Origin of the sequence: Carnobacterium divergens DSM 20623 (assembly GCF_000744255.1) — a bacterium.
GTDB classification, from domain to species: domain Bacteria; phylum Bacillota; class Bacilli; order Lactobacillales; family Carnobacteriaceae; genus Carnobacterium; species Carnobacterium divergens.
On the sequence record NZ_JQLO01000001.1, the window covers coordinates 947,536 to 961,083 of the forward strand.

15 protein-coding genes are annotated in these 13,548 nt (G+C 33.9%); 3 read left to right on the plus strand and 12 right to left on the minus strand.

All coding sequences use genetic code 11. The annotated features are described in order from the left end of the window. Positions 1-111: 111 nt before the first annotated feature. Complete coding sequence (locus BR52_RS04670; protein WP_051915633.1) at positions 112-720, minus strand: disulfide bond formation protein B; 609 nt, start codon at positions 718-720, stop codon at positions 112-114. Positions 721-1,094: 374 nt separating this feature from the next. On the opposite strand from BR52_RS04670, the gene BR52_RS04675 reads away from it, so the two are divergent. Next, positions 1,095-1,502, plus strand: a complete 408-nt coding sequence (locus BR52_RS04675; RefSeq protein ID WP_034569696.1) for a VOC family protein — start codon at positions 1,095-1,097, stop codon at positions 1,500-1,502. A gap of 58 nt (positions 1,503-1,560) precedes the next feature. On the opposite strand, the gene BR52_RS04680 is transcribed toward BR52_RS04675, so the two are convergent. The 10 genes from BR52_RS04680 to BR52_RS04725 all read right to left on the minus strand — a co-directional run bounded on the left by BR52_RS04680 (position 1,561) and on the right by BR52_RS04725 (position 9,937). Beyond that, positions 1,561-2,148 (minus strand): ECF transporter S component, encoded by a 588-nt coding sequence (locus BR52_RS04680; protein ID WP_034569698.1) that lies wholly within the window; start codon positions 2,146-2,148, stop codon positions 1,561-1,563. Between the two features lie 84 nt (positions 2,149-2,232). Then, positions 2,233-2,829 (minus strand): ECF transporter S component, encoded by a 597-nt coding sequence (locus BR52_RS04685; protein ID WP_034569699.1) that lies wholly within the window; start codon positions 2,827-2,829, stop codon positions 2,233-2,235. Between the two features lie 68 nt (positions 2,830-2,897). After that, complete coding sequence (locus BR52_RS04690; protein WP_034569700.1) at positions 2,898-3,758, minus strand: LD-carboxypeptidase; 861 nt, start codon at positions 3,756-3,758, stop codon at positions 2,898-2,900. A gap of 93 nt (positions 3,759-3,851) precedes the next feature. Further along, positions 3,852-4,373: a type 1 glutamine amidotransferase domain-containing protein gene (locus BR52_RS04695; RefSeq protein ID WP_034569701.1), complete on the minus strand. Its 522-nt coding sequence runs from the start codon at positions 4,371-4,373 to the stop codon at positions 3,852-3,854. A gap of 128 nt (positions 4,374-4,501) precedes the next feature. Next, entirely contained in the window at positions 4,502-5,431 is a 930-nt protein-coding gene (locus BR52_RS04700) for an LCP family protein (protein WP_034569704.1), read from the minus strand. A gap of 118 nt (positions 5,432-5,549) precedes the next feature. Further along, positions 5,550-5,981: a MarR family winged helix-turn-helix transcriptional regulator gene (locus BR52_RS04705; RefSeq protein ID WP_051915634.1), complete on the minus strand. Its 432-nt coding sequence runs from the start codon at positions 5,979-5,981 to the stop codon at positions 5,550-5,552. A gap of 94 nt (positions 5,982-6,075) precedes the next feature. Beyond that, positions 6,076-6,885 (minus strand): ABC transporter ATP-binding protein, encoded by an 810-nt coding sequence (locus tag BR52_RS04710; protein WP_081890699.1) that lies wholly within the window; start codon positions 6,883-6,885, stop codon positions 6,076-6,078. Beyond that, on the minus strand, positions 6,885-7,775 hold the full coding sequence (locus tag BR52_RS04715; RefSeq protein ID WP_034569705.1) for an ABC transporter permease: 891 nt from the start codon (positions 7,773-7,775) through the stop codon (positions 6,885-6,887). Before BR52_RS04715 ends, BR52_RS04710 begins: the two co-directional genes overlap by 1 nt. Before the next feature lie 21 nt (positions 7,776-7,796). Beyond that, positions 7,797-8,780, minus strand: coding sequence for a tryptophan ABC transporter substrate-binding protein (gene trpX, locus BR52_RS04720; protein ID WP_034569707.1), 984 nt, complete (start codon positions 8,778-8,780; stop codon positions 7,797-7,799). A gap of 449 nt (positions 8,781-9,229) precedes the next feature. Then, positions 9,230-9,937 carry a carbonic anhydrase family protein gene (locus tag BR52_RS04725; RefSeq protein WP_034569709.1) on the minus strand — a complete coding sequence of 236 codons (708 nt, stop codon included), beginning with the start codon at positions 9,935-9,937 and terminating at the stop codon, positions 9,230-9,232. A 221-nt stretch (positions 9,938-10,158) separates the two neighbouring features. Between BR52_RS04725 and BR52_RS04730 the strand changes: the two genes are divergently transcribed. Beyond that, the gene (locus BR52_RS04730; RefSeq protein ID WP_034569711.1) at positions 10,159-11,886 is read left to right on the plus strand and encodes an NFACT RNA binding domain-containing protein; all 1,728 of its coding nucleotides are present in this window, start codon (positions 10,159-10,161) and stop codon (positions 11,884-11,886) included. Position 11,887: 1 nt separating this feature from the next. Here BR52_RS04730 and BR52_RS04735 read toward each other — a convergent pair whose 3' ends face one another. Beyond that, the gene (locus BR52_RS04735; RefSeq protein WP_034569714.1) at positions 11,888-12,469 is read right to left on the minus strand and encodes a GyrI-like domain-containing protein; all 582 of its coding nucleotides are present in this window, start codon (positions 12,467-12,469) and stop codon (positions 11,888-11,890) included. Positions 12,470-12,618: 149 nt separating this feature from the next. Between BR52_RS04735 and BR52_RS04740 the strand changes: the two genes are divergently transcribed. Beyond that, positions 12,619-13,548 carry a glycerophosphodiester phosphodiesterase family protein gene (locus BR52_RS04740; protein ID WP_034569716.1) on the plus strand — a complete coding sequence of 310 codons (930 nt, stop codon included), beginning with the start codon at positions 12,619-12,621 and terminating at the stop codon, positions 13,546-13,548.

The window sequence follows — 13,548 nt, forward strand, 5'->3', positions numbered from 1 at the left end:
TCCCATAATTAAAATAAAGAATTGATTCGCTTATTAAACTTGATCACTCACAAAAAAACACCCTAATTAGTTAGGGTGTGGTTGGAAATTCAGATAATTTTGAGTTTAAATTTATCTGAACAATTCATAATAAATTGGATCATCTGGTAATTTAAAATTAAAGCCTAATTCTGCAACAATTGCTAAAAAGATAACAGCAGTAGTAAATAAAAATACATATAAAACAATTTTGATCCCAAAATCTACTAATTTATTTGATTTTGTATAATTTGGCAATAATAGATCTGAAAAAATCATCATTACGGCTGAATAAAAAATAACAAAGATAAACGTGATAAATGACCATGTATAGAAATGAAGGCCTAAAAATACGCCTCCATATCCTGGATCATTGGCTGGAATATGCAATAAAATTTGTCTAGCAGAAAATAACATTCCAGCTAATGAGCTAAGAATAGAAATGCCATGTCCTATCATATATTTTTGTAAATCTAACTCCCCTTTTTCCCGACAAATAAGAATATAAATCGGACCTAAGCAGACTAAAAGCATCGAATAACGTTGCAGTACACACAGTGGACAAGGTAGCTCATGTAGTAAAAATTGAGCACTTAAACTGCCCCATAAAACAAGAAGAAAAGCACCTATCATTCCTGTAGTTGCTAATAAACCTAATAATGATCCATATTTTTTTAATAATTTCTGAGTACTTCCTAGCATAATGTGATCTCCTTATAATGATATATTTAGTGCATTTGTTGCATGTAAGAAATAAAGAACTAAGCATAATAGACAAATAACTGACCATAATCCTATTATTTTAATGTTTGTAACCTTTTTCACAATCACTAAGAAAAATAAGATTAAAATTAATAATGTAATTAAAATATCCAAAATAACCCTCCTCTCGTAATTATTAATATAGCACATATAATTATTATAATTCCCTTTATTCTTCTTATATTTGTATTTTCTAATGCATTCATTTTATTTAATTCCTTATTTTTTAATTCTATAATCATCTATGGAATGGTTTTAATGGACATTTCCCTTCCCCTCTTGTATCTTATAATTATATGAAAGGAGTGTTGAAAATGTTTGAAAATACGAAGCTACTATCTACTTTTTTGACGTTTAAAGGAAATGCCGAAGAAGCAATGAATTTTTACGTCTCTCTCTTTCCTAATGAAGCTAAAATCCACTCGGTTGTTAAATTTGAAGAAGGACAAAATGGGCCAGTTGGAAAAATATTAAATGCAACGGTTGAAATAAAGGGCCATTCCCTCATGTTTATGGATATGGAGCCTCAGTTTGCACCAGATTTTAGTTGGGCCACTTCCCTACTCGTTGTATGTAATGACGAAGCTCAATTTGACTCTTTGTTTAACTCTCTTTCAAAAGATGGCTCGATTATGATGGGGCCAGAAGCCATTCCTCCCATGCGAAAAGTTGCTTGGATTACAGATCGTTTTGGAGTTACTTGGCAATTGGTTTGGAGCTAATAACAAATTGACCAAAAAACCTCTCAAAGTTAGTTCCTTTAAGAGGTTTTTTCTGAGTTTAATTTCGGCTAAACTTTTTTAAAGACTTGGCAATGAATGGCGCAATCACGCCCGCTGCAATGGCTTCCGCCACACCATTAGTTAAAACGATAGTTCCTAAGAATTTGACTAGATTTGACATGTCTACTTTCATAGCTGTAGCATAATCATCTTTGTAAAATACATAAATGAAGAATAACACTAAAATCGTATTGGTTAAAGAAGCTAAAACAGAAGCAATCGTCATGGCTGTTGTTGTTTTTAAATGGTTTTTCAGCTTGAAGTATGCATAACCTGCTATAAATCCAACTAAAATTCTTGGTACGATTGAAATCATCGGATTTGTAAAAAGTAATAAATCTAATGGGCTACTTGGCATAACAAATGCTTTTATCAAACGGATAACGCCCCACACAGCTCCGACAATCATACCGTCTTTTACACCTAGTGTTAAGGCCGCTACAATTACTGTAATATGGATAATCGTTGGGTTTAAAGGTGGAATTGGAATATACCCTAAAAATGGTACAAAATTTTGAATCAATATAATTCCTGTTAAAATTCCTAAAATCGCAATGCGATAGGTTTTATTGGGACGATTTTGCATAAAAGGTTCACTCTCCGAATATCAATTGCATCTCTTTAACAAGATGCTTTTAAAAGAATAGCATGTTTTTAAATTTCTGACAAATTAATTTTTTGTAGGAACAAATTGTTTTAATGCTTTTGCAACGATGGGGGCAATAATTCCCGCAGCAACAGCTTCAGCTACTCCACTAGTAACAATGACGATTCCCATAATACCTATTAGTTTTCCTTGGTCTACATTCAGGAAACTCGCGTATTCTACACGATAGAATAAATAGATAAAGAGCAGTACAAAAATGGTATTCGTTAAAGACGCCAATACTGCTGAAATAATCATTGAGATGCTGTCCAGTAGTTTGGTTTTTTTGAGTAACTGATAAACATAGCCTGCTACAAAACCCACCAATATTCTCGGAATAATCGCAATAATCGGATTTGTGAAAAATAAAATATCCAAAGGGCTTGTTGGTGTTGTAAATGCACGAATAATACAGGCAACGCCCCAAACAAGACCTAGAATCATTCCATTTTTATATCCTAGCGTTAACGCTGCTATGATGACAGTAATATGAATAATTGTAGGATTAATTGGTGGAATTGGAATATACCCGACAACAGGCACAAAATTTTGAATGAGAACAATCGCTGTTAACATTCCTAAAATAGCAATTTGATAGGTTTTCTTTGATTGATTAAACATAGTCTTCCTACTCTCTTATTTAGAAGTTTCTCTTTTATTTTTTAAAGAATAGCATGTTTCTAAGAGATTCACAACGCTTTTGATCGCGTGCCAATTAAAACTGGTTTTGACATGCTAGAATGTCCGATTTCTTGTGTTTGAGCAATTGAAAAATGATACTTGGATGCATAGGATAAAATCAATTTCTTTAAATCATTGATTTGTTGTTTTTCATTCAGTTCAGTAAATTCTCCCAACAAGATACCTTTGCACTCTTCTAAATAACCAATTTGTTCTAATTGGGCAAAGTAACTGCTAATCGTTGCAATATCACCACTGCGGGCTTCTAATAATAACCAATTATTTTTGGCTGAAGGTAAAAAACGCGTTCCTGCTAATTTTAATAGACAGCGAATGTTCCCGCCAATCATTGTTTCGTTTGAAGAAATCATCTCTGTACTTCCCAAAGTTAAGTCTAATTCTACTGACTTATTTTCCATAAATACCTTTGAAAAATAGCTTTCTTGTAAAGTAGCATCTTTTTTTACTAAATTCAATAATTGATAGTTAAAGCCATTAATTCCAGTTTTATGGAGGATTGCATTAATTAAAACGGTTAAGTCACTATAACCTACAAAGGGTGTGTTTGCTTTTTGAATCATCTTAAAGTCTAGTAACGGCAATAGTTCATTCGCTACATCTCCACCAGATAAATCAAAAATCATTTTTACCTTTGGATTCAAGTAAAGATTCATTAACGCGTCCCTTCGTTCGTACTTAGTGCCACTAAAAAGCGAGTTTGATTGTTGATATAGTGTAGTGGCCTCTATTGTTTGAATTCCAAATTGAAGCTTTAGTTTTTCTTTTAAAGCTTCAATCAACGGACGATCTACTTTGGATTTTCCATTTGAACATGCGATTATTCCGATTGAATCTCCAATATTTAACATCTTCTCACCTACTTCTAGCTTTCATTTTACCATTTTTATAACGTTCTTCCTACAAAAAAAGAGTCCCAGTTACAAACACTAGGACTCTTTTTGTTAGTTTTCAAATGCCGCTAAAAATTGGATCATATATTCTGGCAAATCAGGAGGTCTACGGCTTGAAACGATGTGTCCGTCCGTAATTGCTGGAGTGTCGTGCCAAATCGCCCCTGCATTCGTTAAATCGTCCTTAATACCAGGTGTGCTGGTAACATTGATGCCTTTTAAAATCCCTGCTGAAGCAAGCACCCAACCCGCATGACAAATTTGCCCAATTGGTTGTTGTTTCGTATTGAAATGTTGGACGAATTCAATTACTTTTGGGAAACGTCTCAATTTATCTGGTGCCCAACCACCTGGAACTAAAATTCCAGCATAGTCATTTAGATCAATTTCTTCAAAAGCGTAATCACTAGTTGCTGGAACGCCATATTTCCCGATATAGGTGTGGTTCTTTTCTTCTCCAACCAAATGAAAAATTCCACCGGCTTCTCTCACACGCATAACCGGGTACCATAATTCTAAATCTTCAAAATCATCACTAACTAACGCAATAATTTTTTTATTTTTTACTGTCAATGGGATGTCCTCCTAAAAATAGATTACTATCAGTTTAACAGTGAATAGATTCCTCTGTAAACATATTTGCTTTTATAAAAAATTCCTTGCAGCTATTAGATCAATTTCTAATAGTGCAAGGAATTTTTTTAATCTTCTAAAAATTTATTTAGTTCTGTTTTATTTTTGGCCGTATCAATTTCAAGAACACTACCTGCATGTTCGTAATAACCATTTTCCCACGATCCCTCAATAGGTAACGTTAAGGTTTCAATCGGTTTTGTTTTTCCTAATACAAAGTCTGTTCCAGCAGATAACAACAAACTACTTGGTAAGTTGGTAACTGTGTATCCTTCAACCTTACCTAAGACGCTTGGTAACTTTGTAATATTGGTGACTTTAACGCCTTGCTCTGCAACAGCATTCAGAACTTGTTGTTGTCTTCTTACACGTCCAAAGTCGCTCTCAGCATCATGTCTAAAGCGAGCGTATTGTAGTAAGGTTTCGCCATCCATTTTTTGTGGTCCTTTTTTTATGGAAGCTTCGATATATTCAGACATATCTTTTTCGGCATCAATTTGAACACCATCTGGTAGCAAAGTATCAATAATTTTTGGAAAACTATCAAAATCAACAATTACAAAATATTCAATGCCAATACCAAAGTTTTCACTGATGGTTTTTCTTAGTAGTTCAGGTCCACCATATGAATAAGCAGCGTTGATTTTATCTTTATCATGACCAGGTATATCAACATACATGTCTCTCATTAGCGAAACTAATTTTGGTTGTTTTGACTTTGAATCGTAATGGGCAATCATTAAAGAATCGGAACGACCTTGGTCATCGCCTCTTGAATCACTCCCAATAAATAAAATATTGACGTCATTTAAATCTTCCGCTTTTTCTCCATTAAATGTAATATCCGATTTATCCGGTAAATTTTGATCAGATCGAGCTTCTTTCAAGCTATTGCGATAGCTTGCATAAGCAAAACCACCTCCCGCTATCAATAAAATTAGTAGGATAAGTACGCTATTTCGAAAAATATGGCGTTTTTTCTTGTGTTGATTTCTCATAGTTTGCCTTCTTTCACCTTTTTTTGTTTTTATAAGTAGTTTCTTTTCATAATCCTTTCTTATTAAAACATAAAGAGATTAAGGAATCTTAAAGGAAATCAAAAATATTTTTCAAGGCTTAATGAATTAATTGAAAGGAACGATTCATTCGACCTAGTAAAACCATTAATAGTTGTTTTTCTTCATCTGACCATGATTGGAAGATTAGTTCCCATTGTTGGGTTAAGTTTTGATTGATTCGATTTTGTAAATTTTGTCCCTCTTCACTTAATTGAACATTTCTTAAACGTCGATCTTCGTTTTTAATTTCAATAACTAAATTTTTTTTGACTAAAATATCTAATTGTCGACTCAAAGTTGATTTATCTAAGTTCGTTTCAAAGCTAAGTTTTTTTATCGTTTTAGGAATATCAATAAGATTATTTAACAGTGTAAAGGTTGCTTTTGTTAACGCGTTCTCTTTTAATAATTTATTTTCAAATTGATTGAACTCATTATAAAAATGTTCCAGTTGAATTTTAATTTCATTGATTTGAGTGTACTTACCCATGAAAATCCCTCCTACTATAAAAATAGTTGCATAACACAACTATTATCGTTGTATTATGCAACTATATACTAAAAAGCGTTTAAATTCAATGTTTTTAACTCCCTAAAAGCATCTCATCTTTTAGCTGCCCATCTTTTGTCGCAGTTTGAAATAAGTTCATTACGTCATTGACAGAAAGTCGAGCTTTTTCATCACCTTTGATATCTACAACTACTTTTCCATAATCTAACATAATTAAACGATTGCCATAGTTCAACGCGTCTTTCATATTATGAGTAATCATCAATGTCGTTAATCCTTCATTTTGAATGCGCTGATTGGTTAAATCCAGCACTACTTTTGCTGTCTTTGGATCTAATGCGGCTGTGTGTTCATCTAATAGTAAAATAGCTGGTTTTTTCAAAGTAGCCATCAATAACGTAATCGCCTGTCGTTGACCACCTGAAAGCAATCCAATTTCACTATCAATTCTATTTTCTAAACCTAATCCTAATTGGGCTAGTTGCTCTTTAAAATAAGTTCGCTCTTTTTGAGTATTGCCTTTACGCAAAGTTCTTTTTTGACCTCTGCGGTAAGCCATCGACATGTTTTCTCCAACCGTCATTCGCGAAGCCGTCCCCATTCTAGGGTCTTGGAACACTCTTCCAACCATTGCTGCTCGTTGGTGTTCTTTTAGTTTTGTCACATCATTCCCCTCAATAGAAATATGTCCAGTATCTGGTAAAAAATTTCCTGCTATGCTATTAAGCAGCGTCGATTTCCCAGCTCCATTCCCACCAATAATCGTGATAAAATCTCCTTCGTTGACTGCTAAATCAATTCCCTTTAAAACTTGATTTTGATTAATAGTTCCTTTATTAAATGTTTTCTCAATCTGCGAAAGATTTAAAATTTCTTGAGTCATTAGGCTTCCTCCTTTTTAGCAAAGAAATTTAAGTTTAATTTTGAGCGTAAACTCGGTAATGCTAAACAAATCGCTAAGATAATAGCTGAAAAGAGTTTTAAATCATTGGGTTGTAAGCCGATAACTAACACGAAAGTAATAATCAAACGGTAGATAATCGCTCCAAGAATCACACAAATCAAACGATTTCCTAAAGAGAGATTGCCAAAAACGACTTCTCCGATGATAACTGAAGCTAATCCGATAACAATTGTCCCAATCCCCATGCTGATATCTGCATAGCCGTTGTCTTGTGTAATTAGCCCACCAGCAAAAGCAATCATGCCGTTGGATAACATTAACGCTAAAATTTTAGTTTTATTTGTAGAAACACCTAGAGAACGAGCCATGATTTCATTGTCTCCTGTAGCAATTAGGGCTTGACCTAATTCTGTATTGAAAAAGAGAATCAATAAAAGAATAACGGCCACTACGATAATCAAACCAATTAAAATCGTATCAAACTGCGCAGGTAAATGTAATGGTCGAAGCAGATCATTAAGCTTTTCCTTGCCAAGTAGGCTTAAATTAGCACGTCCCATAATTCGAAGATTAATGGAATACAAACCCGTCATCGTTAAAATTCCAGCAAGTAGTCCTGGAATGTTGCATTTTGTAATTAAAAATCCTGTGATGGCACCCGCCAACATTCCACTAATAAATGCGACTAGTGTTGCGATTATTGGGTGTACACCTGATAATATTAACTTGGCACAAACGGCAGCTCCTAAAGGAAAGGACCCTTCTGCTGTCATATCAGGTAAATCTAAAATTCTAAATGTAATAAAAATTCCTAGCGCCATTACGCCCCATAATAATCCTTGTGAAGTTGCTGTAACGATTAAATTCATTCATTCTTCCTCCAATACTCATTAATTGATGATTGCGTGATCTAACATTTCTTGCGGAATGGTGATGCCTAGTTTTTCTGCTTTTTTAGGATTAATAATGGTATCTCCATGTTTTAAATATTCAATTGGTGTAGTTGCTGCTTTTTTCTTACCTTTTAATAAATCAGCCGTCATTTTTCCAGTCATTTTTCCTAGTTCATATTGGTTTAATCCAACGGTTGCTAAGCCACCTTCAGCTACCATTGTATCGACAGCTGGAAATATAGGAATTCCTTTGGCATCTGTGACTGAAATTAAAGTGTTCATGGCACTAGCCACGGTATTATCAGCAGGAACATAGATAGCATCAACTTTTCCAGCTAAGCTAGTGGCTACTTGATTAACATCATTAGTTGAAGAAACAGTTGCTGTAATAGGTTCTAAACCCGATTTTTTGGCTTCGGCTTCGGCTTGTTTGCCTTGAACAACTGAATTATCTTCACTTGATGAGTAGATAATACCTATTTTTTTAGCGCTTGGAAGAAGGGTTTTTATTAAGTTAAACTGTGCTTTGATTGGTGTTAAATCACTCACACCAGTAATGTTACCTCCTGGATGCTGATTGTCTGCCACTAATCCTGCACCTTTTGGATCTGTTACAGCACCTAAAACGATTGGGATTTCTTTTGAAGCATTTGCTAATGCTTGTGCAGAAGGCGTAGCAATTCCTACCATTACAGCAGCTTGTTCATTGGCAAAACGTTCACTCATTGTTTTTAAATTGCTTTGATCTCCTTGTGCATTTTGAAAATCAATTTTGATGTTTTTTTTATCGACAAAACCTTCTTCTTTTAGAGCATCCACGATTCCTTGATAAATCTTATCCAATGCTGGATGGCTCGTAAGTTGCAAAATCCCTACAACTGGAATCTCTTTTTCTTTTGTTGCTTGTTTTTTAGTTTCTGTTACAAAGGCAACGCTTAACAAAATAATCAATACAGTAATAAAACCAATCATTTTTTTCATTGTTTTTCCTCCAATAAATTTTTATTTAATTGTTTAATGTCATCTATTTGCTTTGCCATCGTTGACTAGTCCATTGTCTCATTATTAAAACTCCTCTATCTAATTTATGAATAAAAAAACAGCTTCCCAATGAATAAAACCATTGTGGAAGCTGTTTTTAACAAAACAAAAACCACATAGAATCAGGGTATCCGTTTCTATGTGGTGGAATTTTAATTTAAATTCTCAAATAAACCAACATAGATACAAGTTCAGAAAGTCTGTCTGAAGGCTGCATCTATGAGTACTCTCATGAAATCCAACCTATCTATTTTGGCTTTGCCAATTGCGATTCAATTGTTTTAGATTCGTTGGTGTTGTTTTCATGTGTGGCACTCCTTTGTTTTCTTTGATAAATCAATCTTACTATGTTTCAATCTTATTTGTCAAGCAGATTTTTATAATTAGGGTTACTTGTCTGCTAAATAAATTGGTCGCCCTTTTCTTTCTTGAACAGGACGATTGGTTTTGCCAATCTGCTCTTCAAAAGCTTTTAAGAGTCCTTGGCGCATGTAAACAGGCATTTTAAATACAAGCCATTCAACAGGACCTTCAGTTGGTGGTGTTGTAAGTGACCCACTATAATTAAAAAAAGTACGTTTTTCAGGTAGCAATTGATTTAACAGAATAGGAACTACAAACCCTCTAGCTGCATTTCTTGGATTTAATGCAATATTATCAATTTTAGCTAATTTTTTATTTAAGGGTACTTGAGTAGGTTCTGCTACTACCCCAATAACGAGCAATTCATTTTTTGCTGAACGATGAACAAGGTGCATTTCTAAAGGGAATTGCTGACTGTTAATCAGATGTTCACTAGGGAGATGAAAATGAATATCTTCTAGTGTATAGCGTTTATGATTAAAGACTACGTGATTGATTTTTTCTCCTGCAACAGGATTTAAATGAACCGTGTGATTAAAAAAAGAAGATCTAAAATTTGTTGCGTGGTAATCAAAAGCTAGTAGATTTCCATCCATCTCAGCTGTAACCTCTTCTTCTTTTAAATTAATAGGCGATTGTAAGCTTTCATTTTCAGCTTTATGAAAAATCGCACAGATATTTTTCCAATTTTCTGGACCTCTGGGGCCTTCTTCGTAGAACCAATCCAAAATCATTCCTCCTAGAATACACAAACTTTCATTTATTCTACCTTTTTTTGAAAAAAAAAGTCAACTGATATTGTTTGAAGTTTCTTACCATTTTTCTTAGTTATAAAATTAGGTCCTGTTTATCTTCCATATACTTTTAGTGAAATAACCGTTATAATAAGAGCGTTAGCGACAATAAGAAAAGTCTTTTTTTGTCCATATTCAATTAATGAAAGTGAGGAAATCCTATGTCATTTGATGGAATTTTCACTCATGCCATGGTCGATGAATTAAAGAGTTTGTTAAAAAACGGACGCTTGTCAAAAATTCATCAACCTTATCAAAGTGAAATTATTTTAGTGATGCGCGCAAACGGTAAAAACCACCGTGTGTTATTATCTGCTCATCCAAGTTATGCAAGAATACAAGTTACACAGATTCCATATGAAAATCCAAATACGCCTCCTAATTTTTGTATGTTATTGAGAAAACAATTAGAAGGGGCTATTTTAGAGGATATCCAACAAATTGGAAACGATCGTATCATTCATTTTACCTTTAAAAGCCGCGATGAAATCGGTGATATTCATAACGTCGTCTTGATTGTTGAACTAATGGGACGTCATAGTAATATTTTCTTAATCGACCAAGAATCAAAACGTATTATTGACTGTATTAAACATGTCCCAGCAAGCTTAAATAGCTACCGATCTGTTATGCCTGGCGCTACCTACCTAAACCCACCACATCAAGATAAATTAAATCCTTTTACTGTTACTAAACAAGAAATTAGCGAAAAATTAGATCTTGATTCAGAGTTGTCCGTTCAAAGACAACTTCAAACGACGTATCAAGGAATTGGTGGAGATACTGCTGCAGAAATGATTTTTCGAAGTGAAAGTAACCCAGCCTTATTACCGGACGTTTTTGTAAGCTTAATCGACGAAGTTAAAGACGGCAATGCGACACCAACGTTGACTGAAAACACACAAAAAGATTTTTTTACCCCTACCCCATTTTTAAGTTTGGATGGCGAACAAAAAACCTTTCCGTTACTTAGTGAATTATTAGATGCTTACTATGGCGGGAAAGCTGAAAAGGATCGTGTTCATCAACAAGGATCTGAATTGATTCGATTGGTAAACAATGAGCTGCAAAAAAATGTGAAAAAATTAGAAAAATTGCATAAAACAATGGCGGAAACGGAATTGGCGGATGATTATCGAATTAAAGGTGAAATTTTAACCGCCTATCTTCATGAATTTAAACGTGGTGCAACAGAGATTGAACTGCCTAACTTCTATGAAGAAGATGCTCCTATTACAATCAAATTGGATATTCGAAAAAATCCTTCCCAAAACGCACAAAAATATTTTGCAAAATATCAAAAACTCAAAAATGCCATTTCTTATGTGACTGAGCAAATCGATTTAACGATGGGAGAAATTGATTATTTAGAATCGGTTTCTACTCAGTTATCTTTAGCAACGCCAAAAGATGTGGCTGAAATTAAGGAAGAATTGACGCAGGTTGGTTATCTTAAAAAGAAAAAAACTAAGAAAAAACAAATGAAAGCACAAAAAAGTAAGCCAGAAAAATACCACGCAACAGATGGAACCGTCATTTTAGTAGGGAAAAATAATTTACAAAATGATGAACTGACACTTAAATTAGCAAGAAAAAGTGATATTTGGCTACACACAAAAAATATCCCAGGTTCTCATGTCATCATTCAAAATTCAGACCCTAGTGAAGAAACGATTCTTGAAGCTGCCAATATTGCGGCGTACTATTCGAAGTCACAACTTTCAGCGCTTGTACCAGTTGATTTCGTACCCGTTAAAGCCATCCGGAAACCAAATGGAGCGAAACCTGGCTTTGTGATTTACGAAGGTCAAAAGACGGTCTATGTAACGCCTGATAAGGAACTGGTTGAATCATTGCGTGTAAATAAAAAAAACGACCTAATTAGTTAAATTAGGTCGTTTTTTCTATTTCAAAAGATAGAACGGTTTTTAATTGTTTAGGAGTATGATTTCTAAAATCAGCTACATAAATCTCTTCGTAGTCTTTGCCAATTCGTTGGTATCCTTTACTTTGACAATAGTGTGTCATTTTGTTTAAACAATCTGCTTCTGTGTGGTAAGAACCTTTATGTAGGCAAAAAACTCGTAATGTTGGTTCAGGTTTTTTTAAAAAGAACTGATGCGTTAAATTATTTTTACTTAACACGGCTTGCTGAAGTAGTTTCTCGTTAATAAATTGAGGTTGACGAATCATTAATTGAAAATCAACTTGTTTGCTAGAATCTGATTGAATCCAGCGGCATTCAATCGGGAAAAGTTGATAATCGGGATTTTTATTCGTTTGATTTGATTTCAATTTAATTGCTTTTGAGATAGCAAGTAATAATTCCATTTCTTCGATAAAGCTTTCCATTGAGAGTGCTTTTGACCGTTTAATTATCAAGTATTGAAAAGCTGGTTTTTTAAGAATATAGGGTTTAGTTGATGGAAAATAAAATTGTTTTTCTACCTTACGCCAGTCGTAATAGATCATTTTATCGTCTCCTTTTTAGTTAGATGGGTTATTTATTATCGAATGGTGGTTTTAGATACTCTTATCAGTATACTTAACTTTTATTTAAAAAACAGCAACTTCTTTTTTTTACGTTTTTTTGTTACACTATTCTAATGGAAGGTGATCGAATGAAAGTCTTAGTTTACACATGGGGGCTTGTTATTTTAAAGCTACTTTTTTTATTTTTTTTCTTATGTTTCTTTTTTTCACCTCTAGATGGTCCTAGATCGAAAAATGTCAAAATCGAGTCTCGTATTCCATCCAATAGCGCACCACTTAGCTTTCCACAAGGAGTATTGGGTATTCCTAAATCCAATTCAAAAATAATTGCACATAGAGGGTATAAAGCTGGTGGCGTTGAAAATACACTTTCGTCCATTCAAGCAGCTATTCCTTATAAACCAGCATATATTGAATTAGATGTTCGGCAAACAAAAGATGAGCATTTTATTTTAATGCATGATGCAAGTTTAAAACGGTTAGCGCGTAAAAAGAAAAAAGTTCATCAGTTAACACTGGCAGAATTAAAGAAATTGACGTTAAAGCAGAATAATTTTGAATCTTCAATTACAACATTGGAAGAAGCAATCGATTTAGCTAAAACTTCGAAGCAACCTCTTTTATTAGATATCAAAACAAGTAAGCAAGACAGTTTAGATATGCCTAAACAATTAGCCGAGTTATTGGCAGATAGAGACGTTGTTGATTCCTATTTGGTTCAATCAACCAATGAGGCTTTTTTAAATCAGATTAAAGAAGTAAATCACGACTTACAGGTGGGAATGATTGTCTCAATGTTACCTAGCAAGGAATATCCAGATTTCCAATTTTTAACGTTAAAGCACACAATGGCGGCACCAGAATTTTTTGAAAGTAAACAACCAGTCTTTCTATGGACAGTTGACGAACCGGCTGAATTTAATCAATATTTAGCTACTACTGCTCACGGAATTATTACAGATAATGCTTTGATGGCAAATTCAATTGAACAACGTGGTACAATCAACGCTCTGATGACTTCTTATATTGATGTGATTCAAAAAAATGAAACATTATAG